At 43.3% G+C, this 22,995-nt stretch carries 22 protein-coding genes; 15 read left to right on the top strand and 7 right to left on the bottom strand.

Going from position 1 to position 22,995, the window contains the following annotated elements; translation table 11 throughout:
• The first annotated feature begins 123 nt into the window (after positions 1-123).
• The gene (locus C0J08_RS01580; RefSeq protein WP_212654391.1) at positions 124-1,242 is read left to right on the top strand and encodes a PA0069 family radical SAM protein; all 1,119 of its coding nucleotides are present in this window, start codon (positions 124-126) and stop codon (positions 1,240-1,242) included.
• A gap of 65 nt (positions 1,243-1,307) precedes the next feature.
• Here C0J08_RS01580 and C0J08_RS01575 read toward each other — a convergent pair whose 3' ends face one another.
• The 3 genes from C0J08_RS01575 to C0J08_RS01565 form a co-directional block, all read right to left on the bottom strand.
• On the bottom strand, positions 1,308-2,519 hold the full coding sequence (locus tag C0J08_RS01575; RefSeq protein WP_212654390.1) for an MFS transporter: 1,212 nt from the start codon (positions 2,517-2,519) through the stop codon (positions 1,308-1,310).
• A 221-nt stretch (positions 2,520-2,740) separates the two neighbouring features.
• Positions 2,741-3,364: a TetR/AcrR family transcriptional regulator gene (locus C0J08_RS01570; RefSeq protein WP_212654389.1), complete on the bottom strand. Its 624-nt coding sequence runs from the start codon at positions 3,362-3,364 to the stop codon at positions 2,741-2,743.
• A 174-nt stretch (positions 3,365-3,538) separates the two neighbouring features.
• Entirely contained in the window at positions 3,539-3,922 is a 384-nt protein-coding gene (locus tag C0J08_RS01565) for a cupin domain-containing protein (protein ID WP_212654388.1), read from the bottom strand.
• Between the two features lie 124 nt (positions 3,923-4,046).
• Between C0J08_RS01565 and C0J08_RS01560 the strand changes: the two genes are divergently transcribed.
• Complete coding sequence (locus C0J08_RS01560) at positions 4,047-4,478, top strand: radical SAM family protein (RefSeq protein ID WP_249344469.1); 432 nt, start codon at positions 4,047-4,049, stop codon at positions 4,476-4,478.
• An 84-nt stretch (positions 4,479-4,562) separates the two neighbouring features.
• Here the strand turns inward: C0J08_RS01560 and C0J08_RS01555 are convergent, their stop codons facing one another.
• Entirely contained in the window at positions 4,563-5,876 is a 1,314-nt protein-coding gene (locus C0J08_RS01555; RefSeq protein WP_212654387.1) for a methyl-accepting chemotaxis protein, read from the bottom strand.
• A 335-nt stretch (positions 5,877-6,211) separates the two neighbouring features.
• Between C0J08_RS01555 and C0J08_RS01550 the strand changes: the two genes are divergently transcribed.
• From C0J08_RS01550 to C0J08_RS01540, 3 genes are all read left to right on the top strand, one after another.
• Positions 6,212-7,261 carry a peptidase M42 gene (locus C0J08_RS01550; RefSeq protein ID WP_212654386.1) on the top strand — a complete coding sequence of 350 codons (1,050 nt, stop codon included), beginning with the start codon at positions 6,212-6,214 and terminating at the stop codon, positions 7,259-7,261.
• Between the two features lie 273 nt (positions 7,262-7,534).
• Positions 7,535-8,182: a hypothetical protein gene (locus C0J08_RS01545; protein WP_212654385.1), complete on the top strand. Its 648-nt coding sequence runs from the start codon at positions 7,535-7,537 to the stop codon at positions 8,180-8,182.
• Positions 8,183-8,232: 50 nt separating this feature from the next.
• A complete protein-coding gene (locus C0J08_RS01540) occupies positions 8,233-8,646 on the top strand; it encodes a hypothetical protein (RefSeq protein WP_011978218.1) in 414 nt (137 codons plus the stop codon).
• A 169-nt stretch (positions 8,647-8,815) separates the two neighbouring features.
• Here C0J08_RS01540 and C0J08_RS01535 read toward each other — a convergent pair whose 3' ends face one another.
• Positions 8,816-9,325, bottom strand: coding sequence for a DUF7482 domain-containing protein (locus C0J08_RS01535; protein WP_212654384.1), 510 nt, complete (start codon positions 9,323-9,325; stop codon positions 8,816-8,818).
• Between the two features lie 51 nt (positions 9,326-9,376).
• The gene (locus C0J08_RS01530; RefSeq protein ID WP_212654383.1) at positions 9,377-11,371 is read right to left on the bottom strand and encodes a sigma-54-dependent Fis family transcriptional regulator; all 1,995 of its coding nucleotides are present in this window, start codon (positions 11,369-11,371) and stop codon (positions 9,377-9,379) included.
• Between the two features lie 315 nt (positions 11,372-11,686).
• Between C0J08_RS01530 and C0J08_RS01525 the strand changes: the two genes are divergently transcribed.
• The 6 genes from C0J08_RS01525 to C0J08_RS01500 all read left to right on the top strand — a co-directional run bounded on the left by C0J08_RS01525 (position 11,687) and on the right by C0J08_RS01500 (position 17,806).
• The gene (locus C0J08_RS01525; protein WP_212654382.1) at positions 11,687-12,775 is read left to right on the top strand and encodes an ABC transporter ATP-binding protein; all 1,089 of its coding nucleotides are present in this window, start codon (positions 11,687-11,689) and stop codon (positions 12,773-12,775) included.
• A gap of 2 nt (positions 12,776-12,777) precedes the next feature.
• Positions 12,778-13,932: an ABC transporter ATP-binding protein gene (locus C0J08_RS01520; protein WP_212654381.1), complete on the top strand. Its 1,155-nt coding sequence runs from the start codon at positions 12,778-12,780 to the stop codon at positions 13,930-13,932.
• Entirely contained in the window at positions 13,922-14,791 is an 870-nt protein-coding gene (locus tag C0J08_RS01515; protein WP_011978211.1) for a carbohydrate ABC transporter permease, read from the top strand. Before C0J08_RS01520 ends, C0J08_RS01515 begins: the two co-directional genes overlap by 11 nt.
• A gap of 9 nt (positions 14,792-14,800) precedes the next feature.
• Positions 14,801-15,694, top strand: a complete 894-nt coding sequence (locus C0J08_RS01510; RefSeq protein ID WP_011978210.1) for a carbohydrate ABC transporter permease — start codon at positions 14,801-14,803, stop codon at positions 15,692-15,694.
• 11 nt (positions 15,695-15,705) lie between these two features.
• Positions 15,706-15,978, top strand: coding sequence for a DUF2160 domain-containing protein (locus C0J08_RS01505; protein ID WP_011978209.1), 273 nt, complete (start codon positions 15,706-15,708; stop codon positions 15,976-15,978).
• Between the two features lie 103 nt (positions 15,979-16,081).
• Positions 16,082-17,806, top strand: a complete 1,725-nt coding sequence (locus C0J08_RS01500; protein ID WP_011978208.1) for an ABC transporter substrate-binding protein — start codon at positions 16,082-16,084, stop codon at positions 17,804-17,806.
• A gap of 53 nt (positions 17,807-17,859) precedes the next feature.
• Here C0J08_RS01500 and C0J08_RS01495 read toward each other — a convergent pair whose 3' ends face one another.
• Positions 17,860-18,729 carry a MurR/RpiR family transcriptional regulator gene (locus tag C0J08_RS01495; protein WP_212654380.1) on the bottom strand — a complete coding sequence of 290 codons (870 nt, stop codon included), beginning with the start codon at positions 18,727-18,729 and terminating at the stop codon, positions 17,860-17,862.
• 269 nt (positions 18,730-18,998) lie between these two features.
• Here C0J08_RS01495 and C0J08_RS01490 point away from each other — a divergent pair, with 269 nt between their 5' ends.
• The 4 genes from C0J08_RS01490 to C0J08_RS01475 all read left to right on the top strand — a co-directional run bounded on the left by C0J08_RS01490 (position 18,999) and on the right by C0J08_RS01475 (position 22,992).
• Entirely contained in the window at positions 18,999-20,063 is a 1,065-nt protein-coding gene (locus tag C0J08_RS01490; RefSeq protein ID WP_212654379.1) for a polyamine ABC transporter substrate-binding protein, read from the top strand.
• Positions 20,064-20,128: 65 nt separating this feature from the next.
• Positions 20,129-21,256, top strand: a complete 1,128-nt coding sequence (locus C0J08_RS01485) for an ABC transporter ATP-binding protein (protein ID WP_212654378.1) — start codon at positions 20,129-20,131, stop codon at positions 21,254-21,256.
• Positions 21,253-22,146: an ABC transporter permease gene (locus C0J08_RS01480; RefSeq protein WP_212654377.1), complete on the top strand. Its 894-nt coding sequence runs from the start codon at positions 21,253-21,255 to the stop codon at positions 22,144-22,146. The genes C0J08_RS01485 and C0J08_RS01480 overlap by 4 nt, the downstream gene beginning before the upstream one ends.
• A gap of 9 nt (positions 22,147-22,155) precedes the next feature.
• Positions 22,156-22,992 carry an ABC transporter permease gene (locus C0J08_RS01475; protein WP_212654376.1) on the top strand — a complete coding sequence of 279 codons (837 nt, stop codon included), beginning with the start codon at positions 22,156-22,158 and terminating at the stop codon, positions 22,990-22,992.
• Positions 22,993-22,995 lie beyond the last annotated feature (3 nt).

The following is a 22,995-nucleotide window of genomic DNA, read 5'->3' as shown; positions in this document are numbered from 1 at the left end:
CTGTGAATAAACAGATCTCAACACATGCTGTTAGACTATTTAAAAAACCACAATAACAAGCTTGCTTTATTGCATTCCAGCACCCAAAATACTGTTTATATATACAGTATTTTGGGTGTTTTTATGTCGGCTTCTTTTACCAATAACAGCGATCAAAACGGTGAGCCATCTCCTTTCAATCATCCCATCAAGGGACGTGGTACCACCAATAAGATGGCGGGGCGCTTTGCTATTACGTTGGTTGAAGTAGATGAAAACGACGAAGCCATTGCCTTGCTGGAAACGTCGTCCCCTAAGACAGAGGTTCGCTACGAACGCGCCAAAAGCATCATCAGCCGCAATTCCTCCCCTGACATTCCTTTTCGCCTGTCTGTGAATCCCTATAAAGGCTGTGAGCATGGCTGTGTCTATTGTTTTGCTCGACCCACTCATGCCTATTTGGATTTATCACCAGGGTTGGATTTTGAAACCAAGCTGGTTGCTAAAACGAACGCTCCGTTTTTATTGGAAGAAGAGTTGGCGCATCCTAAATACCGCTGTGAACCCATTGCATTAGGCATCAATACCGATGCTTATCAACCCATTGAAAAACAACTCAAGATCACTCGGCAATTATTAACAATCGCTTTGGCACACAACCAGCCTATTTCGCTGATTACCAAAAGCACGCTGATACTCAGAGACATTGATCTGCTCACTCAAATGGCAGAAAAAAAGCTGATTCATGTAGCGATCAGTGTGACCACACTCAATAACGATTTAAAGCGTATTTTGGAGCCCAGAACCGCATCGGGAAAAACACGTTTACAGGTGATTAAAACCTTACGAGAAGCAGGCATTCCGGTGTCGGTTTTGGCCGCACCAGTGATTCCTTTTATTAATGACAATGAGCTTGAAGAGATCGTTGCTGCCAGTGCGGAAGTTGGCGCACAATCCGTCAATTACATCATGTTGCGTTTGCCTCACGAGGTGGCACCGTTGTTTGCCGATTGGTTACAACAGCATTACCCAGATCGAGCAGAGCATGTTTTGCAGCGTATTATGGATATGCGCGGTGGCAAACTCTACGACAGTCGATTTGGCAAGCGTATGACGGGGGAAGGCATCTTCGCGGACTTAATCAATCAACGCTTTAACGTCGCACGACGCAAACATGGGCTAGATAATCATCGCTTGAGCTATTTGGATTGTCGCCACTTTTCGGTTCCACCAAAAGAAGGTGATCAGATGGCATTGTTTTAGTTGCTTAGATAACGTAACTCCCTCTGCTATTTATGTTATCAAAGGGAGTATCACCTAAGCCTATTTTAATTTGAGGGCTCAAATAGAAAGTACACTAAAGCACTGAAAACACAAATTACTCCTGTGATCGAGACCGAAAACCAACCATAGCTAGCAAACAACCATCCACCAAGGGCTGAACCGATGGCCCCAAAGCAAAAGAAAGTCGTCATATATAATCCATTTAGGCGACCTCGAACCTCAGGAGCCAATGCAAAAATCACTCGCTGTCCAAGTACTAAATTAGCAGATACTGCGAAGTCCAGTACAATTCCTGCGACAACAAATATGGCTAATGAAAGACTCGAACCAAGTGGGGCAATAAAAGTAATCGCAAAAGCTATTATTGCCAAAATCATTGCAGCCCCAGTCGCGAGTTTAATCCATCCTCGATCTGCAATTCGGCCTGCAATAGGAGCTGCAACAGCCCCTGCAACACCAGCCAAGGCGAATAGAGCTATCCCTTTTTGGCTCAAGCCAAACTCTGGTCCAGCTAATAACAATGGTGTTGTTGTCCAAAACAAACTAAATACCCCAAACATACAACCATGATAAAGCGCTCTACGACGTAGCATTGGTGTATTTTTCACAAGCTCCACCATAGACTTCAACATCTGGGAGTATTTTAACTGAGCTTTAACAGGCCTTGCCGGTAAAACAAAACTCAGCACAATTGCCAACACAAACATTAAAATGCATGACATAAAAAATACAGCTCGCCAACTCTCGAAATACGTTATAAGGCTAGATACAGGTCTAGCCAACATAATTCCCAACATCAGCCCGCTCATAACATTACCAACAACACGCCCACGTATCGCTTCAGGGGATAAATGTGCAGCATAAGGAACTAAAATTTGTACTGTCACTGACCCTAAACCTACTAAAAAAGACGCGACCAAGAACGGACCAACAGAACCAGATAAGCCAGATACCAGCAAGCCGACAGCTCCAATACCTAAAATAGATATTGCCAAACGTTTATTTTCAAATAGATCTCCTAAAGGAACGACTAGAAGCAAACCAAGTCCGTAGCCAAGCTGGGTAAGAGTTACAATCAAACCAGCTGCATGCTCAGAAAGCTCCAATTGAGAGCTAATTGGGCCTATTAGCGGCTGCGCATAATAAATATTGGCTGCAATCAAGCCACACGCACATGCTAATAACAGAGTAAGCCAGCTTGTAATTGTAGGTGCCTGCTCACTGGCTAGTGAGTTTGTTTCTATAGATTCATTCATATTGGATCAATCCATTTCCTAAATAATTAAAAATATACCCAGAGCTGGCATCAACCCTGCGTACCAGTAGCCTCAATCGAGTATTTTCATCGTTGAATTTGTCGTGTCTGGTCACAGGTTAGTGAGCCAGCTTCTATCAACCAGTTAATATTGGATTATATCATTTCCAAAATAGTTTAAAATATACCCAGAGCTGACGTCAACTCTGGGTACCAGTAGCCTTAATCGAGTATTTTCATCGCAGTATTTATCACAGCCATCATAGCTTCACGTTCCTGCCCTATTTTTCCAAGGACACGCATCCCCTGAACCAACGCCAACATGAGTTTGGCTGTTACCTCTGGATCAATCGTCTGAACTATTGAACCGTCAACCTGACCTTCCTGGATAATTCTCACAAGACGACTTTCGTTACCATTGAGTGCTGCTGTCACCTTAGATGCAATCGATTCATCAGTACATGATAATTCAACAGCACTAAGGACAACTAAACACCCATACTTTCCTTCAGAAGCATGAGATGATTCTGCATAAAAGACCAAGAGACTTCGAAGTTTCTCTCGGCCAGAAGAATTACTTCCAATAATTTCCGAGATTCTTTGTCCCCGAAGCATCATGTAACGATCCAAAGCTGCAGAAAACAAAGCATGCTTACTAAAGAACGCTTTGTATATACTACCAGCCGACAGTTGTAAGGCCTTTGAAAGATCTGAAATTGATACGCCGTTGTAACCATGCTCTCTGAAATACAGTATTGCACGATCTAAAGCCGTATCAATATCAAATTCTCTTGGGCGACCACGCTCGCCAGCCTTGCTGCAATGCTTTATCGTTGAATTAATCATATCTAGTATATTAGGATACGAATTCATCCAAATCAAGAATGATAAACTCAAGATGCTTACATGGCAATTAAACAAGACCAACTATTGTACGTAATTGTCCAACTAGGGAGACATTAGCAAATCCATGAACGATGTATCGTTTTCCATAGAATAGCTCTTTAGGGCGCATTTTCATTATATTAAGAATATCTTTTGGTGCCCCTCTCCTGATGCAAGTTTAAGATCAGGATAGAGATTCTGCCCCATAAACATTACAAAACCACCATTTGGAGCATAAAACCATTCATCCGTCCAATGGTGAACATGTGGAGGAGGGCCTACATGAGGAGGTACAACCAACTTAGCAAACAAATATTTTCCACAAGTCTCCTTGCTCGTGCGAATAAAATCGAAAGTCTCGCCCGCAGGCCCAAGTATTATTGGACTGTTAGCCTCTTTAGATATCTCTGGAAAATTGAATGGAGCATAGTCGCTCTCAGCATATGCTAATTCGCCCGCAAGAGTGAATATTCCGGCCATTATAAACTGGCTAACATGCTTTTGCAGTGTGCTATACATTTAATGAACTCCTTATAAATATATTATCCATGTACGTTTTTTTGGAACACATACTTTGGATCAAATCATTTCCTAAATTAACAAATAATAACCCTACTTTTTTACTCAAAAAACACGTTTACAGGTGATTAAAACCTTACGAGAAGCAGGCATTCCGGTGTCGGTTCTGGTCGCGCCGGTAATCCCTTTTATTAATGATAATGAGCTTGAAGAGATCGTTGCTGCCTGTGCTGAGGTTGGCGCACAATCCGTCAATTATATTATGTTGCGCTTACCTCACGAGGTGGCACCGCTGTTTGCCGATTGGTTACAACAGCATTACCCAGATCGAGCAGAGCATGTTTTGCAGCGTATTATGGATATGCGCGGTGGCAAACTCTACGACAGTCGATTTGGCAAGCGTATGACGGGGGAAGGCATCTTCGCGGACTTAATCAATCAACGCTTTCACGTCGCACGACGCAAACACGGGTTAGATAATCATCGCTTGAGCTATTTGGATTGTCGCCACTTTTCGGTTCCACCAAAAGAAGGTGATCAGATGGCATTGTTCTAACAATTTCACCCACCTAGAAAACAAAAATCCCTCTGACAAGAAAAAGTCAGAGGGATTTATCTGGATGGCATGTTTAACTAACTATCACAAATTATCGTTAAATTGACTGACAGCATCCACGACCTGTTTTGCACCAGTCTGAATATTATTCATCGCCTGGCCAGCCTCAGTAGAATAATCCAATGCTTGCTGAGCTTTCTGCATGCTTTGCTCAATGAGCGCAACCGCTTGCTCGGTCAATTTTTTATTATCCCCCACCACATTGATGATTTCTTCTGTCGCCGTACTGGTACGGGAAGCAAGCTGACGAACCTCATCCGCCACCACAGCAAAACCCCGACCTTGCTCCCCAGCTCGGGCCGCTTCTATTGCCGCGTTAAGTGCCAGTAAGTTCGTTTGATCAGCAATCCCTCTGATACTTTCAACCAAATTGGCCACGGTCATAGACTGAGTATTTAACTCAAATATACCTTTGCTGGCTTCGCTCATTTGGGCGGACAACTCATTCATCGTTTGAATCGTAGAATCGATGACTTCTTTACCATGGATCGCATCCTGATCACTTTTTTTAGAAACGTCATAAGCCACCTTAGAGGTTTCTGAAATAGCAAACTCACGATTCATTTGTTCAGTAATCACGGTAGCAAACTTCACGACTTTATAGAGTTGACCACTTTCATCATTAATCGGGTTATAGGAGGCTTCTAGCCACACATCTTGCCCTCGACTATCAATCCGTTTGAATCGATCAGAAACAAATTCTCCTGCGCGCAATCTCTGCCAAAATTGTTGATATTCCTCTGATTCAGTCTCTTTTGCATCACAAAACATACTATGATGCTTTCCAATAATTTGATCTCTTGAGTAGCCCATCTCTTTCAAAAAATTATCGTTAGCCTTTAAGATAATTCCGTCCAAATTAAACTCAATGACCGCTGACGAACGATTCAATGCCGCTAGCATATCTTCGACCTCTCTAGACTGAGAAATCGTTCTGGTTAACTCCGCGGCGTAAACTTCTAGCTGAACAGATCCATCAGAGAGTTTTTTAGGCTGAATTGTCGCTCGGTACCAGACTTCTTTGCCATGTTTCTCTTCAACTTGCAAAGCCCCATGCCAGTGTTTTTTGTTCTCAATAGCGGACAACATTTTCTTGCAATGATCTTTTTCTAATGACTTGCCGAGTATCAGATCTTTGATATTTGTTCCCACTAACTCTGTGAGCTCAAAGCCAACAGACTTAATAAAGAGCGTATTGGCCTCTAATATTTTTCCCTCTGGAGTCATCGAAAAATACAACATTTCTTGCCTAAGGTCGGCTTGTGTCTCTTTAAAAGAAGCAAGCTCCTTTTCTAGTTCAGTAATTCTGGACAATAGTTTGTTGTTACCAAATAGCATTTGCTTCTTCCTTAAAAATCAACATTGAACTTGTCTTAAAGCGTAGCTGAAGTTTACCAAGAGCACGACCCCAAATTTGCAACACAATCAAATAACTTAGCGATATTTAGAGTTCAACGATATGTAATACAAGCAGCACAAATCATGTGGTCATTATCTAGTTACTCAAACAGACTACGACCCCCCATCAAATTTCAGCTCAGTTTTGTAATCGATTTTATGCTTGCCCACCAAAGTCTTTAACTCCATCAAAATAAATAAAAAAACATTATGTGAATCACACATTAACGTTTATAAACAAGGTCCCGATCTATCTTTTTTTGGAATCTAGTTACATGCCAAGTGATGACTTTATCGATCTGCTCAAACTGCTTATTCGCGCGCCTAGCGTAGTAGGAGCAGAACATTCATTTTTCCGTGTATTACAGCGTGAATTAGAAGAAAGAGGAGCAAAAGTTACTTGGTACGAAGGTTTGCTGGTAGCTCAAGGTAGCGATCCATTTAGCACCATGTTTTCAGCTCATATTGATCGTCACGGATTAGTCTGCACTGGTCCAAATGAATTTCAATACGCGGCCTTTGTTTCGGCAAACCGTACGGACTTATTGAACAATTCGGTTTCGGAAGAATTGATGACCAAGGTAACCGAGCGATTCAACCATGAGGAGATCTACGCTTACGAGCCTTGGTCTGGCGTCTACCGTGGCAAAGGAACCATTAAAAGCTCTTACGTTTGTGAATTTCGTAATAACTTAATTTTCGAAACCGAAGGTTTAGAAGGCGTTGTGGCTGGAACTCCCATTGCCTTTAAAGACCAATTACGTATCGTCAATAACCGCTTAGAAGGGCAATTGGATAATGTCATTTCAGCCGCGGCATTGGTTAATCTTTTTGATCAGGGCTTCAAAGGCACTGCTTTTTTTACCGCCCAAGAAGAGGCCGGAAAAAGTTGGCGTTATTTGCTTGAATGGTTCCGTCGCTTTGGTGGCTCGACCAACCGCCTATTTGTGGTCGACACCAGCCCATTTCCAAATATTGATGCCGCTAATGAACAACTTCTAATACTTAGAGAAAAAGACGCGAACGCGACTTTCAACAAAGACAGTACTAAGCTTCTGGAAGAACTGTGCGAGAAAAACAACGTCCGTTATTTATACAAGAATCGTTATGTAGAGAACGAAAATTCAAAACGTGCTGAGCAAGGTTTGCCACCTAGCTCGCTAGGTAGTACCGAGCTAGGTCGCATTATCGCCGCATCAAATGGCTTAGTAGATGGCACAACGATTCAAATCCCAACCATTGGTTACCATACAATGCATGAATCTGTTGCTGTGGAATCTGTGGATGCGTTTCTTGATATATTAAAAGTCGTCTCAAATATCTAATTTATTCAACACTAACAAGACAACAAGGCTAATACTATTAGCCTTGTTAAATAGAATCTAACTCTCAATTTTCATACTTTCAAACTGTGCCTCTGTACACTTTATCTATACAAAAAAGCAACCGAAATTGCTGTTTTCATGCATATTTCAAGTGTTGTTTTATCAAAGTGTGAAATGTAGAATTCCGTCAAGCAATTTCAAATTACGTTTATATTTTTTATCGCTCATTGCATTTAAAAAATGCTTAAACCTTTCCAAGGAACATGGATACTTATGAAGAGCTATATTAACAATATCGTTTTATCCTCCCCTATACAGTTATTAGAAAGATTTCAACAAAGTAAATCTGACTATGACACAGAATTCCATATAACAATCGCTGATAGATACAATAATCGTTACTCCGGCTTTTTTGTTAAATTTGATCCAGAGCTTAAAATTGTTTTGCTCACAGACAAAGAACATGAAATCTCTTTTATTGATACGGACAGCATTGTAAACATTGCCATTTATGACTTTGCAAAACATGAACATTTCCTACTAGGTCAAGAGCCCATAAAACAAGTGTCCGTATTTAAAGCAGACACTATTGAAGACTGTTTAACACTGCTTAAGTCGACCCTCCAAAAAACACACTCACTTGATTTCAACTTCACGGTCGATGAAGTGGAGCCAGCCAACGTCGACAAAATTAAAGCCATTCTTGAAGCTCTAGGCGACACACTAATGGACGTCGCCAGTGATGACTTCAGCAAAGAGTACCTTAGCCAAATAACTGATTTTCATATTAAAAATGAAGCAAGAGATGGCATTCGTTTTAGAAAAACAAATACCACTATTTTGGTTAGATTCAATTTTGAAGAAGAGCTACCCGCTGATCTTCAAACAAAAATTGAAAATGGAATAAATGACGCATTCTAATTTTTCAATTTTTTAACTTGTACTTTTCAACTCAAAAATAAGGATTGATCATGGGACTTAAAGAGAAAAAAGCGGCTAGAGATTTTCAAGAAAACAATCTTGAGGCACTTAAAAAGAAAGTGTTTGACGCAGCTAAATTTGAATTTGAGATTGAAATTGACTGGGATAGTATCTCTGTTGACAACTACTCTCACCTATACAACCAAACTTGGACTCAAATTTACTTTGAGCCAATGATTATTGCCTTTAGCAAAATGTGTGCGGACAGCTTTTCTCAAGAAGCCATCCAAGACGACCTGAAGAAAGTAGTTATTCAGAACGTTGGCGACATCAGCAATGCTAATAAATATTCTTCTTACAGCAATGGTGTTTTGACATTAAACCATTCACCAATTGCCAATGCAGAAAACCAAATTGAAGACCGCGCTAAAGCACTACAAGATACTGTAGAAGACGCGCTTTAATTAAAAGCTTATTAAAAGCACTACTTATAAATAAGTAGTGCTTTTTTATCTTCTTAATAATAGAAAAACACCTCAACCTCTGCTATTCAAAATCGATCTCAGCTATTTTAAACTCCGCAAAAAACCAAACCGCCAAAATGCATTTTATGTGAGCTATGCGCCGCTTTTTTTATTTCTTTTTAGCAAAAGGAATTACTGGGCAATTAAGCACGATATTGGTTCTTTCGATGGTGACCAAGCCCTGATCTTCCGCTGTAAGAATCGCTTCTTCAGAGGTCAACTCTGTTGCCTTGCTTGGATCTTTCCAAACGACAACATACATCAACCAAAGTGGTGAGTAATGAGTGTTTTGACTCTCATAACCTAATGGCTCTGGAACAGAAGCAAACACGCTCCAAGTTTGCTCTTTATTGGGAAACGCATAGACGCGTTCTAATACTGTTTTGACTTGTGGCGGTTTTGGATAGCGAGGGACAGCATCGCGCAAGCGAGGTGCATAATTGGCTTGTTTGGCTTTTGCTAGGGCCTGATCAGACACATCCGTCGTAATATAACGAACTTCTTTCCCCTCATGCCAGCCGTGTAACAAAGGCATACTGACATGAGACGATTCGGACAAAGTACTACAAGCAGATAAGACACACCCAAAAACTATGGCTAACGCACTTTTCAATAACATGAATATCAACGCCCTTAATAGAGTTTAATTGCCATCCACTCGAATGAGCGGTCAGTCTTGATTTTCCCCTTTTAGTTTAGCGTATTTATAAACTGTATTTCGACTAACACCGGCGGTTTTCGCTGTTTGCGACACATTGCCTTTGAATTCGTTTAATAATCGCGGAATCCGCTGCTCTAACGGCTCTTCTTGCTCGCTCGATGAATCCACTTTCACTGAATCATTGGTTTGCACCATTGTTTCAAGATCATCAAAAAAATCATCAGGTAAATGCCACTCTTCCAACTCTTCCTCATCAGCCATGGCCATACCGACCTTCAGCACATGAACCAATTGCCGCATATTTCCCGGCCAAGGGTGAGCCACCAACAAATCCAGCATAGTGTTTGACAAGGCTGGTCCCGGCTCTTCTTTGCGTAAACGCTCATGAAGGTATTTGATCAGTTCTGCTTTGTCTGCACGTTCACGCAAAGCGGGTAATTCGATGTTCAAACCTGAAATTCGGTAGTACAAATCTTGGCGAAATCGCCCTTCTTTCACTTCGTCTTTTAAGGTGCGATTGGTGGCGGAAATAAGCTTAATATCAACAGGAAACGCTTCGGTTGAGCCCAGCGGCGTCACCACTCGTTCTTGCAAAACACGTAACAAACGGGACTGTACCGCCATTGGCATTTCACCAATTTCATCAAGAAATAACGTACCATGATGGGCCCGACGAATCAGGCCAATGGAGCCACGATTTTGTGCTCCAGTAAAAGCCCCTTTTTCATAACCAAAAAGTTCAGACTCTACCAGCTCAGCTGGAATGGCCGCACAATTTACCGCCACCAACATCTCTTTTGAACGAGAACTATGGTAGTGCAAACTACGCACAAAAATCTCCTTTCCCGCCCCGGTTTCGCCATGAATCAAGATTGGAATGTCTTTCTCCATTATCTTATGGGCTTGGCGCACTAATCGCGCCACTCGCTCGTCACCATGCTGTAACTCGGCTAGAGGAATAACGTTATCGGGAATGGCTGATGTTGGCACGTTTTCCTGTCTTTTCACCTTTTCGACTGGAGGACTTTTTTCATTCATAACAATAGTTTCTGCTTGCGGAGGAGCAACATAATCCGCACGCTGACGAAAATCAGGAATACGCATTATTTGCTGCACAGGAGGAATCACTTTGACATAAAATTGATACCGTCCCATGGCGATCAACTTCATCGGCAAACTATAGGGATGATGCTTAATTTCACGCATTTCAATATCAAAGATTTGATTGATATTGAGTAAGGCTAAATCCTGTGCCAATACCACTTCTGCACGACGATTCGCCGACACAATCGTGCCGTTTTCATCGAGCACCAAAATACCCGACCAATGACTGTCCAAACTGACCACATTGGTATTAAAACTGAGAATAAAATGCTCTTGTTGAAAAGCGGAAAATATCAGTCGATTCTCCACACTCAAAGACATCAGTTTGACCATGCCAAAAGTATGATCTTGTGGAAGATAAGCGTCTGAGGAAATGTCTAGCACGCCAACCAAATCGTTCTTGGTGTTGTAGATAGGCGAAGCCGAGCCGACCATAAAGCGATTGGCACGTAAAAAATGCTCATCTCGCCCAACCTGAATAGCCTCTCCTGTAATCAACGCCGTACCAATGGCATTCGTACCAACGCCCATTTCAGTCCACTGGTTTCCACCGACTAAGCCATGTTGCGATGCACTGCCAAAACGAGGCTGTCCCCATGTGTTGAGGACATGACCTTGTCTGTCTGCTAAAACAATCATGCACGCCGAATTGCTCAGGATATTTTCATAGTACGGCAGCACTTCATTTTCAGTGGTTTCGAGCAAGCTTCGATGTTGATCAATTAAATCATTCAAGGTGCCCTTTGGCAGGGTGGCAAAATCCGGGCGGCTGCTGTGATCCAAACCAAATTGCTCGCAGCGATACCAAGAAGCTTGGATTCGCTCTTTGTGAGTTTGCGTCAAACCAGGCTCTGCAACCGCCTCATTTTTTTGTTGTTTTTGCTCTTCTTCGTCTTGCATTTCCAACTCCAACACACTGGAAAAAGCCCTAGAGTGTGCATGAAATGTTCACTGTATTTGCAAGACTGTAAACACTTTGAACACTCGTGAACAGTACTTTTTCGAAAGTGAAAATCATAAAAAATACTAATAAAAACCGATAAAATCTTTATTTTTCAAAACGTTAACATTGATAAAAAACATAAAAATAATTTTGGCATGGCTTTTGTAAGTACTTAGCGCATACAGACAAGATTACTGTGCATTCATTTTTGAGCTTTCCAGAAGCTAAAACGAATTGGCACTAAAAACAATAACAACAAAAAGGTACTTACAATGTCTCTGACGCTGCAGAATGTATCGCGCGTTGTTGAAGGCGAGACGTGGATCGACAATGTCAATTTGTCGCTCGAACCTGGCTCTTTCAACGTTTTGCTTGGCCGCACACTGTCCGGTAAAACCACGCTTATGCGCCTCATGGCCGGTCTTGATAGACCAACTAAAGGCAAAATCCTTATGAATGGGGTGGACGTAACAGGTGTTCCTGTTCGCGAACGCAACATTTCTATGGTGTACCAACAGTTCATCAACTACCCCAACCTCACGGTGTACGAAAACATCGCCTCACCACTGCGTTTGGCCAAGATGGATGAAACAGAAATCGACCGCCGTGTACGTGAAACCGCCGCCATGCTGCGTATCGATCCCTTTCTTGATCGTTTGCCATTGCAATTGTCTGGTGGTCAACAACAACGTACAGCCATGGCGCGAGCCTTGGTGAAAGACTCGCAAATCATCTTATTCGATGAGCCACTGGTTAACCTCGATTACAAATTACGCGAAGAGCTGCGCCAAGAATTGCGCGCCTTGTTCAAAGCCCGTAACTGCATCGCCATTTATGCCACTACCGAACCTAACGAAGCCTTAGCCTTGGGTGGCAACACAGCCGTGTTGAACGAAGGGCGTTTACTGCAAATGGGGCCAACCGCTGAGGTTTACCATCAGCCCAAAGACATCATCACTGCGGAAATGTTCTCTGAACCCCCCATCAACGTGGTGCCAGGCCGCGTCAGCGAAGAAGAAGTCACCTTTGATGACACAGTACATTTTCGTTTAAACAGTGATCTACGCCGCTTAACACCCGGTGAATATCAGTTTGGTGTGCGCGCCTCGCACATCGGCTTGGTGCCTCATTCTGACGATGATTTAGAACTACCAGTACGAGTCGACTTGGCGGAAATCAGTGGTTCAGAAACCTTTCTGCATGTTCACAATCCGCATTTTGATTTGGTGCTGCACCTGTCTGGCGTTCATGCCTACCAAGTAGATCAAGAAATTAAGGTCTACTTTCCAACGCACAAGCTTTATGCCTTTGACGCCCAAGGCAAGATGGTGCATTCCCCAGCAAGAATGAGGGATCAATAATCATGGCTTCTATTACTCTAAATGCCTTAGCGCATACCTATACTGACAACCCTACAAAGCCAGAAGATTACGCCATCCGCGAGATGTCCCACGTATGGGAACAAGGCGGTGCATTTGCCTTACTTGGTCCGTCTGGCTGTGGAAAATCGACCCTGCTCAACATCATTTCAGGATTGCTGGAACCTTCCCATGGGGAAGTCTTGTTCGATGGCAAACGCGTGAACGAACTCAAACCCGAAGAACGCAATATCGCACAGGTTTTCCAATTCCCAGTGGTATACGACACCATGACGGTGTTCGATAACTTGGCTTTCCCACTACGCAATATCGGCGTGCCGGAATACAAGGTGAAGTCAAAAGTTTACGAAGTGGCCGAAATTCTAGAACTGTCTGATCAACTAAAACGCAAAGCCAAAGGTTTATCAGCAGATCAAAAACAAAAAGTATCCATGGGGCGCGGCTTGGTTCGTGACGATGTGTCTGCGATTTTGTTTGATGAACCACTCACCGTTATCGACCCGCAGTTGAAATGGAAACTACGTCGTAAGCTCAAGCAAATCCATGAACAATTCAACATCACCATGGTGTATGTGACGCACGACCAGCTAGAAGCGTCGACTTTCGCGGATAAGATCGCCGTTATGTACAACGGGCAAATCGTCCAGTTCGGCACACCACGAGAATTATTCGAAAACCCAGCTCATACCTTCGTTGGTTACTTTATCGGTAGTCCAGGTATGAACTTTTTTGAAGCAGAACTGAAAAGCCAAGACGAAAAAGAAGCGCTGATGTTTGGCGACCATGAAATTACCGTCAGTGACGCCATGTTAACGCGCTTAAAAGCCATGGGTGCCAACAAGGTCACCTTGGGAATTCGACCTGAATTTGTCCATGTGTGGGATGGCAAAAATGACGACGCTTTCCCAGTCGATGTGGATTATGTGGAAGACCTTGGTACCTACAAGATCCTGTCCTTCTTATTTCAAGGGCAGGTGATGAAAGCGCGCCTAAGTGAAGACCAGAAAGTACCTTCAGGACAAATCTATGTGAGCTTCCCTGAGCAATGGACCAAAGTCTATGTGGACGAATATCTGGTTGATGTGATCGATCAAGCCAAATCAGAAGATCAAATAAAGGAGACCGACCATGCAAACTAAAGTCGAAAACAATAAGGCGTGGTTCCTTGTTCTGCCTGTTTTTCTCATCGTAGCTTTCTCTGCCATCATTCCTCTGATGACGGTGGTGAACTATTCAGTACAGGATATTTTTGATCCTTATACTCGCTACTTTGTTGGCACAGAATGGTTCAAGCAAGTGATGCTAGATAGCCGCTTGCACGAAGCTTTGCTACGCCAATTCATCTATTCCTTCACCATTCTGATCATTGAAGTGCCATTGGGTATTTGCGTGGCCTTGATGATGCCAACCAAAGGCCGTGGCGCATCTTTGGCTTTGATCTTGGTGGCGATTCCCCTGCTAATTCCATGGAACGTGGTAGGCACCATTTGGCAAATCTTCGGCCGTGCGGACATCGGTTTGTTCGGAGCCTTCATGAGCAGCATTGGTGTCGACTACAACTACGCGTCTGATCCTACCGATGCTTGGTTAACCGTGGTCTTGATGGACGTGTGGCACTGGACACCTTTGGTTGCCTTGCTGTGCTACTCCGGTCTGCGAGCGATCCCTGAAGTTTATTATCAAGCAGCGCGAATCGACCAAGCGTCACGCTGGGCCGTGTTCCGCTATATCCAGCTTCCTAAACTGACTAACGTACTGATTATTGGTGTGTTATTGCGCTTTATGGATTCGTTCATGATTTACACCGAGCCGTTTGTACTAACGGGTGGCGGCCCAGGTAGTTCTACCACCTTCTTGAGTCAGTCCTTGGTACAGCAAGCCATCGGTCAGTTTGACCTTGGTCCTGCAGCGGCTTTCTCGCTGGTGTATTTCTTAATCATCTTGCTAGTGTGTTGGGTGTTCTACACCACCATCATGAACATGCAAAAAGACAAATAGGAGCGGATCATGACGCAATCCAATACGACAATGACACGCCACAACACCGCTAAAAAAGAACAGGCTCCGGTCTACAGTAAAGCGGAACGCAAAACCCGTAACGCTCACCTACGCGGACGCTTTGGCTTGGTTTTATATGTAGTGCTATTGCTGCTGCCAATCTATTGGTTAGTAAATATGTCATTCAAAACCAATACTGAAATTCTCAGCGGATTGTCCTTCTATCCAGAAAATTTCACCCTAGCGAACTACGCCAAGATATTTGGCGATCCAACTTGGTACATGGGTTACGTGAACTCCATTCTTTACGTCTCCATGAACATGGTTATCAGTCTTGTAGTGGCTCTGCCAGCGGCTTATGCCTTTAGCCGCTATAAGTTTATTGGCGATAAACACATGTTCTTCTGGTTACTGTCTAATCGCATGGCACCACCAGCGGTTTTCTTACTGCCGTTTTTCCAGCTCTATTCTTCTGTGGGCTTGTTCGACACTCATATTGCCGTGGCCTTGGCGCACTGCTTATTCAACGTGCCATTAGCGGTATGGATTTTGGAAGGTTTTATGAGCGGGGTACCTCGTGAAATTGACGAAACCGCTTATATCGACGGCTATTCATTCCCAAAATTCTTTATGCGCATTTTCATCCCATTGATTCGCTCAGGGATCGGGGTGACGGCCTTCTTCTGCTTTATGTTTTCTTGGGTAGAGCTGCTATTGGCGCGGACATTAACCTCTGTCGATGCCAAACCCATTGCCGCCATTATGACCCGAACCGTGTCGGCATCAGGGATGGATTGGGGACTACTGGCCGCGGCTGGTGTGCTGACAATCCTACCGGGGATGTTGGTCATTTACTTCGTTCGTAACCATGTGGCGAAGGGCTTTGCCCTTGGCCGAGTGTAAGGAGAATTATTATGGCTTGGATGTCTTGGACATTACCTACCGCCCTGTTTTTTATCGGTATTGCCGTGATCTTGGTCGGCATGACCACATGGCAACTGATCTCACCTTGCGTGGAGCGTCGTGGCTTTTTGCCGCTGGCGACAACACGTGGTGATCGCTTGTTCATTGGCCTGCTTAGCAGTGCTTTTATCCACCTTGCATTCGTTGCGTTAACGGATGTGAACATCGCGGTGGCAACCGTCCTGTGTGCATTTTGGATGATCATCCTAATGCGCTGGGGCTAGTCTGCGTCGCTCTCAGTAAGCACAGATGGACTATTTAGTACCGAAGGCAAGGAAGCCAAACCTAAAACTTAAACAGAAAAACCAAACTTAGTTGAGGTAAAACATGCACTACAATAAGAAAAAAATTGCACTCGCCGCCTTACCCTTTGCTGTCATGATGCATTCAGCCACGTTATGGGCTGACGCATATTCAGATGCAGCAGAAAAGTGGGTAGATACTGAATTCACCGTTTCTACTCTAAGCAAGCAACAACAGCTTGATGAGTTGCACTGGTTCACCGAAGCCGCGAAAAAATTCCGTGGTATGGAAATCAACGTGGCATCTGAGACGTTAACGACTCACAAATACGAGTCTCAAGTGTTAGCAAAAGCTTTCACTGAAATCACCGGTATCAAGGTTAATCATGACCTGATCCAAGAAGGCGATGTGGTCGAAAAACTGCAAACGCAAATGCAGTCTGGCCGTAATATTTACGATGCTTACGTCAATGACTCTGATTTGATCGGTACGCATTTCCGTTACGGTAAAGTGGTGCCAATCTCTGACATGATGCAAGGCGATGGTAAAGACTTTACCTCCCCAACCTTAGATCTGGCTGACTTTATTGGTTTGGATTTCACTACAGGGCCAGATGGCAAACTTTATCAACTGCCAACTCAGCAATTTGCCAACCTTTATTGGTTCCGTGCTGACTGGTTTGCACGCCCCGATCTAAAAGCCAAATTCAAATCCATTTATGGCTATGACCTTGGCGTTCCCGTTAACTGGTCTGCTTATGAAGACATCGCTGAATTCTTCACAGACAAGGTGAAAAATATCGACGGCGAGCGTGTTTATGGTCACATGGATTACGGTAAAAAAGACCCTTCTCTAGGTTGGCGCTTCACTGATGCTTGGTTCTCTATGGCCGGTGCCGGCGATAAAGGGATTCCAAATGGTTTGCCTGTGGATGAATGGGGTATTCGTATCAAGGATGCCTGTTCACCGGTTGGCTCAAGTGTGTCCCGTGGTGGCGCTACCAACGGACCCGCTGCGGTTTATGCCACTACCAAATACGTGGATTGGTTACGTAAGTACGCACCACCAGAAGCGCAAGGTATGACCTTCTCTGAATCTGGCCCAGTACCAGCACAAGGTGCCGTGGCTCAGCAAATCTTCTGGTACACCGCTTTCACCGCTGACATGACGGCCAAAGGTCTACCTGTTGTCAATGAAGATGGCACGCCAAAATGGCGTATGGCTCCCTCTCCTGTTGGGCCATACTGGGAAGAAGGCATGAAGAAAGGCTATCAAGACGTTGGGGCTTGGACTTTCATGAACTCCACACCAGAAGATCGTCGCTTAGCGGCTTGGTTGTACGCTCAGTTCACCACGGCCAAAACCGTTTCTTTGAAGAAAACATTAGTGGGATTAACACCGATTCGTGAATCCGATATCAACTCACCTGAAATGGCCGCTGCAGCGCCTAAATTGGGCGGTTTGGTTGAATTCTACAAAGGGCCAGCGCGTAAAGAGTGGTCACCAACTGGGATCAACGTACCAGATTATCCTAAGCTCGCTCAGCTTTGGTGGCAGTATATTTCTCAAGCAGCAAGCGGAGAAGCAACACCACAAGAAGCGCTTAATGGTCTAGCCGCAGCGCAGGATAAAGTCATGGAGCGTTTAGAGCGCGCCAATGTGCAACCTATCTGTGGACCAAAAATGAACAAACCACGTGATGAAGCGTACTGGTTGGCTCAACCTGGCGCACCAAAACCGAAATTGGCTAATGAGAAACCACAAGGTGTCACGGTTTCTTACGACGACCTACTTCGTTCTTGGGAATAATCTCACACAACACTCTCTGAACGTTTGACCGGCTTAGGCCGGTCTTTTTTTAATTAAAAAAGATCAAATCGCTTTGCCATTTCTTGCCAGCGCTTGATTCGCTTATCACTGTTCACGTCTCGCCTAGAAACCGCATCTATTAACATATTGGTGGTTAAAACCAGTCCCCAAGTAGACTCTAAAAATAGGCCCGATTTTGATTTGGAATATACGATATGAGCATTATATTCACTTGCCCAATGGCAAAATTCATCACTGATAATCACAATTTGAATGCCTTTCTCCGCGGCAACTTCGCACAACTTTCGGCCTTCTGAGGCATAAGGGACCACATCAAGAATAATCAAAGTATCGTAGCCTTTTCGACCTCTTGGACTGTCTTCAAGCCACTCACCTAACATACCATCATGGGGAGATAAATATTGCACCCGATCACGGGCCAGAGATAAACGTCGTGTGAAATCTTCTGCGGTTCCTCGTATTGATTGAAAACCAGAAACATAGACCCGCGTTGCCGCACTCACACAACTCACTAAGCTCTCCCAATTTTCTGTCTCGAACTGCTCATAAAGACGAACCATGCTTTTCAGCTCTTGTTTCAAGTTATCTTTATAAAATGAATCCTGAGAAATTCGCTGACTTTCATTGGCTTCAATTGGAATAAATTCTTTCTGCAACTCTTCTTTGAGTGATGAAATCCCCTGATAACCTGCACGCTTTAAAAAACGGCTAACAGTAATTTGACTAACGGCCGCTTTTTCAGCAATTGAGGCGCCCGTTTCATAACTTATTTGATCTAAATTAAGTAAAATAAACTGTGCCACTCGCGCTTCAGACTTCGATACCAAAGGAATTAACTCTTGGATTCGTTGCGAGGTTGTTGTCGCAATATATTCAGGGTTTGATGAGAATGTATTCTTCATACTACCAGCCTTACTCATTTCAAAAGATATTTTGCCGTGATTTAGTGCAATCTTGTTCAAAAATAAACCAAATAGGTGCAAAAAATTCGGTTGTTTCCTAGCCGTTAAACATAATTTTCATCCAATTAATTAATATCTTTAGCATTTTTAAATTGTTACAAACATAACATATTATGATATTGAAAGAATATTACCATCATCTAGAATGAAATGACGGTGCTTTTACAGACCAAGACAACTCCTTTAGAAACGATCAACAAGGCCGCATTATGAAACAAACAATTTCTTTAAAAAGTAGTCGGAAAGTAAAAAAAGCACTCGCTTTGACAGGCATCGCAATGACCGCCTTCGGCTTTTCACATACGGTTTCAGCTGAAGAAACCCTAAGCCTTTATAATTGGGGGGAATACATAAACCCTGAGGTGTTATCACGCTTTACCGAAGCAACAGGCATCAAGGTGAAGCTAGATACATATTCATCAAATGAAGAAATGCTGGCCAAGCTGCAAGCAGGCGCAACAGGCTACGACATTGTATTTCCTTCAGTCCATATGCAAGACATCATGGCAAAGCTGAATCTGCTTGAAAAAACTAACATCAACCAGTATTCAGGCTTTAAAAATATCGACAAGAACTTTCTCAATGCTGAATCTGATCCCAGTGGTGAGTATTGTCTTCCTTACGCTTGGGGAACTGTTGGTATTTTGTATAACAAAAAGCTAGTGTCCAATCTAAACTCTTGGGCTGAGTTCTTCGCACTTCCAAAAGAAGGGAAAAATATCGCCATGTTGGATGATATGCGAGAAGTTATCAGTGTCGGTTTGATTACGGATGGGAAAAGTGTCAACACCACAGATCGCGACGACCTAAAAGCGGCTCAAACTTATATTATTAAGCAAAAACCTAACATCTCGGCCTTTACTTACGACAGCATCCCCATGGTGCAATCTGGAGACATTGCCGCTGCGCAATGGTACGTAGGTTCCATGTTATATGTCTTTCAAAATCCAGATGATCTTGCTTATGTCATTCCTAAGGAAGGTGCCACCATGTATCAAGAAGATATGTGTGTACTAAAAAGCGCACCAAATAAAGCCAATGCCAAAAAGTTTATGGAGTTCTTTACCCAACCCGACATTGCTGCTCTGAATGCTAAGCAACAAACCAACGGCACAATGAATACCGAAGCCGTCAAACTGTTGCCCGATTATTTACGTAACAACCCAAGTATTAACCCGCCAGCAGAAGTAAAAGCTAAGCTACAACTTTTCAAAGAGCTTGGTCGAGGCATCAAACTATATGACCGAGTCTGGACCAAGATTCGTACATCATAAAGGTAATAATATCCCAGGACTTAGGCGGGCTCGCCCGCCCTTTTTTTCTCTCTTTGAGGTTTGTTATGTCAGCGTCCCCCCTTTCGCCTGAATATATAAAGATTCGCCATGCCCATCGCCAGTTCATCACACCAGAAGGCGGTATTATCAATGCATTAGATGATATTAGTCTGTCCATTGCACAAAGCGAGTTTATTACTTTATTAGGTCCTTCAGGCTGTGGAAAAACGACTCTGTTGAAAATAGTCGCAGGATTTGAAGAATTAGACAGCGGGGATATTCTTTTAGATGGTCAATCTATTATCCAACAACCAGCCCACAAACGCCCTGTTAATACTGTGTTTCAATCCTATGCCCTGTTTCCTCATATGACGGTAGGTGACAATGTTGGCTATGGCTTGGACATAGCAAAAGTTAATAAAATAGAACGCAATCAACGCGTCGCGGAAGCCCTTAATATGGTGGGATTGAGCGGCATAGAACAGCGCCTTCCATCACAGCTATCTGGAGGCCAACAACAGCGAGTCGCTCTCGCTCGAGCCATCATTAATCGTCCCAAATTACTTCTACTGGATGAACCACTTTCTGCATTAGACAAAAACTTACGACTGCAAATGCAACTTGAGCTCAAAAACCTTCAATCAGAGCTCGGCATTTGTTTCATCTTTGTCACCCACGACCAAGAAGAAGCACTCACTATGTCAGACCGCATCGTTGTGCTTAATGGGGGAAAAATAGAACAAGTTGGTAGCCCAGATGAAATTTACCACACTCCAAAAACAGAGTTCGTTGCTAAGTTCATAGGCGAGAGCAATATCTTATCGGGCATAGTAATTAATAAGTCCGAAACAGAGATTGAAGTCGACTGCAATGGTCTAACGTTACATAGCTTTGATACAAAGCCGGAGCTCGGGGAAGAGGTCAAACTACTATTAAGACCAGAGCATTTATCTCTTACTCCAAATGATCACGAAGGAGCAAGAGCTCAGCTAACCATGAAACTAAATCAAACCGTCTTTATCGGCACGGATTATCAGCTGCATGGCGAACTGCAAAACGGTCAATCGTTTTCAGCACTAACCAGAAAGACCAACACACCACTGGTAAATGGAAGTGAGCTTACTCTGTATTATCAGGTCAATGCCCTGCACACCATTCCATCGAAAAAAAAGTCGACTAAGGGGCATATATGAAGATCCTTGGCGCGTCCCGAAAGCAACTTATGTTACTCGCCTTATTGGCACCAACAAGCCTATTTTTATTGATTTTTTTTGTTGGTCCCATGCTAATTATGCTGACCTACAGCTTTTTGGAACCGGGTTTATATGGCGGTGTAGAGTGGAATTTTTATCACTGGAATTACGGACGAGTATTTGGCTGGGCTGATGGTTTTTATGAAGAGTTCGACACAGTCTATTTGGAAATTTTATTACGCTCTGTCGGACTGGCAGTTGCGACCGTCTTCTGCACTTTATTTATTTGTTATCCCGTCGCCTTTTGGGTTTCAACCTTATCGCCCAAAAAGAAAGCACTGTGTATCTTTTTAATTACATTACCCTTTTTCGCCAGTATGGTTGTTCGCCTTTACGCTTGGGTACTAATCTTACGGAACTCCGGCTTTGCCAATCAGTTTTTAGAGCTCACGGGATTCATTTCTGAACCATTAAACCTCATGTTTTCTGGAACTGCAGTGATCATAGGTATGGTTTACATATTCATCCCATTTATGTTTTTGCCTATCTACTCTAGTGTTGAAAAGCTCGATAAAAGTCTACTTCAAGCATCGGAGGACTTGGGCGCCACACCTTTTATTACCTTTCGCAAAGTCATTTTTCCCTTAACTCTACCGGGCATTGTCGCTGGCTGTATTCTGGTGTTTATCCCCAGTTTAGGAAACTTTGTTGTACCAGATCTACTTGGTGGCGCTAAGGTGCTGATGATTGGCAACATGATTGAGCAACAATTCTTATATGCTCGAAATTGGCCTTTTGGTGCAACTCTTTCCATGGTGATCATCTTCATGATGATGATTATTTTATCGATTTATTTATATAAATCTGCCAAACAACAAGCCGCTTTATAGGAGTTCATCATGAAAAAGCAAACGCCTTTAGGCCGCTTATTATCGATTTATAGCGTGTTCTTTTTTATTTTTCTCTACGCGCCCGTCATTTTAATCGTAATCTATTCGTTTAACTCAAACCCTATCAACATTATGATTTGGGATGGTTTCACTTTAGATTGGTATCGCAGTATTTTTGGTTTAAAAACCACTCTAACGGACTCATCTAGCTACGTAGATTCAACAGACCAACTCCTAAACGCATTATTAAACAGTCTAATCGTTGCCTCCAGTGCAACTCTTGTCGCCACTTTTCTTGGTACAAGCACGGCTGTCGCCTTAGCGCGCTATCGCTTTAAACTGCACTCTTTTTATCGCTTATTATTGTTTGTTCCTATGGTCATGCCAGATATTGTCCTAGGGATCGCACTACTCATTTTCTTTGTCGGTGCAGGTTTTACTCTAGGCAATAGCACGATCATTATTGGTCACTGTACCTTTTTAACCAGCTACGTTTTTATTGTTGTTAGTGCGCGATTAGCTGGAATGAATCCTCTGACAGAAGCCGCTTCGGCCGACCTAGGCGCAAATGAATGGCAAACTTTTCGTCGGGTCACCTTGCCTTTGATTCTACCGGGTGTCATTGGCGGAGCATTACTCAGCTTTATCATTTCCATGGATGATTTAGTAATCACTTATTTTATTAGTGGCGTGGACTCAACCACTTTACCTGTCTTTATTCTTGGCATGATTCGCCGTGGCATTAAGCCAGAAATCAATGCTATTGCCACATTAATGCTGCTTTTTTCTGTTGTCATTGCCTCTGCAGGTATTTACTTCAAATCCAAAAACACATCTACACACTAAGGA

This window comes from Marinomonas sp. CT5 (assembly GCF_018336975.1).
GTDB lineage: Bacteria > Pseudomonadota > Gammaproteobacteria > Pseudomonadales > Marinomonadaceae > Marinomonas.
Note: the sequence above shows the minus strand (reverse complement) of the source record. Positions and strands in the feature narration are given on the sequence as shown.

What these genes read in the sequence shown, in the direction of transcription:
- C0J08_RS01580 (WP_212654391.1), top strand. Translation starts at nt 124, where the DNA reads ATGTCGGCTTCTTTTACCAATAACAGCGATCAAAACGGTGAGCCATCT.
- C0J08_RS01575 (WP_212654390.1), bottom strand. Translation starts at nt 2,519, where the DNA reads ATGAATGAATCTATAGAAACAAACTCACTAGCCAGTGAGCAGGCACCT.
- C0J08_RS01570 (WP_212654389.1), bottom strand. Translation starts at nt 3,364, where the DNA reads ATGATTAATTCAACGATAAAGCATTGCAGCAAGGCTGGCGAGCGTGGT.
- C0J08_RS01565 (WP_212654388.1), bottom strand. Translation starts at nt 3,922, where the DNA reads ATGTATAGCACACTGCAAAAGCATGTTAGCCAGTTTATAATGGCCGGA.
- C0J08_RS01555 (WP_212654387.1), bottom strand. Translation starts at nt 5,876, where the DNA reads ATGCTATTTGGTAACAACAAACTATTGTCCAGAATTACTGAACTAGAA.
- C0J08_RS01550 (WP_212654386.1), top strand. Translation starts at nt 6,212, where the DNA reads ATGCCAAGTGATGACTTTATCGATCTGCTCAAACTGCTTATTCGCGCG.
- C0J08_RS01545 (WP_212654385.1), top strand. Translation starts at nt 7,535, where the DNA reads ATGAAGAGCTATATTAACAATATCGTTTTATCCTCCCCTATACAGTTA.
- C0J08_RS01540 (WP_011978218.1), top strand. Translation starts at nt 8,233, where the DNA reads ATGGGACTTAAAGAGAAAAAAGCGGCTAGAGATTTTCAAGAAAACAAT.
- C0J08_RS01535 (WP_212654384.1), bottom strand. Translation starts at nt 9,325, where the DNA reads ATGTTATTGAAAAGTGCGTTAGCCATAGTTTTTGGGTGTGTCTTATCT.
- C0J08_RS01530 (WP_212654383.1), bottom strand. Translation starts at nt 11,371, where the DNA reads ATGCAAGACGAAGAAGAGCAAAAACAACAAAAAAATGAGGCGGTTGCA.
- C0J08_RS01525 (WP_212654382.1), top strand. Translation starts at nt 11,687, where the DNA reads ATGTCTCTGACGCTGCAGAATGTATCGCGCGTTGTTGAAGGCGAGACG.
- C0J08_RS01520 (WP_212654381.1), top strand. Translation starts at nt 12,778, where the DNA reads ATGGCTTCTATTACTCTAAATGCCTTAGCGCATACCTATACTGACAAC.
- C0J08_RS01515 (WP_011978211.1), top strand. Translation starts at nt 13,922, where the DNA reads ATGCAAACTAAAGTCGAAAACAATAAGGCGTGGTTCCTTGTTCTGCCT.
- C0J08_RS01510 (WP_011978210.1), top strand. Translation starts at nt 14,801, where the DNA reads ATGACGCAATCCAATACGACAATGACACGCCACAACACCGCTAAAAAA.
- C0J08_RS01505 (WP_011978209.1), top strand. Translation starts at nt 15,706, where the DNA reads ATGGCTTGGATGTCTTGGACATTACCTACCGCCCTGTTTTTTATCGGT.
- C0J08_RS01500 (WP_011978208.1), top strand. Translation starts at nt 16,082, where the DNA reads ATGCACTACAATAAGAAAAAAATTGCACTCGCCGCCTTACCCTTTGCT.
- C0J08_RS01495 (WP_212654380.1), bottom strand. Translation starts at nt 18,729, where the DNA reads ATGAAGAATACATTCTCATCAAACCCTGAATATATTGCGACAACAACC.
- C0J08_RS01490 (WP_212654379.1), top strand. Translation starts at nt 18,999, where the DNA reads ATGAAACAAACAATTTCTTTAAAAAGTAGTCGGAAAGTAAAAAAAGCA.
- C0J08_RS01485 (WP_212654378.1), top strand. Translation starts at nt 20,129, where the DNA reads ATGTCAGCGTCCCCCCTTTCGCCTGAATATATAAAGATTCGCCATGCC.
- C0J08_RS01480 (WP_212654377.1), top strand. Translation starts at nt 21,253, where the DNA reads ATGAAGATCCTTGGCGCGTCCCGAAAGCAACTTATGTTACTCGCCTTA.
- C0J08_RS01475 (WP_212654376.1), top strand. Translation starts at nt 22,156, where the DNA reads ATGAAAAAGCAAACGCCTTTAGGCCGCTTATTATCGATTTATAGCGTG.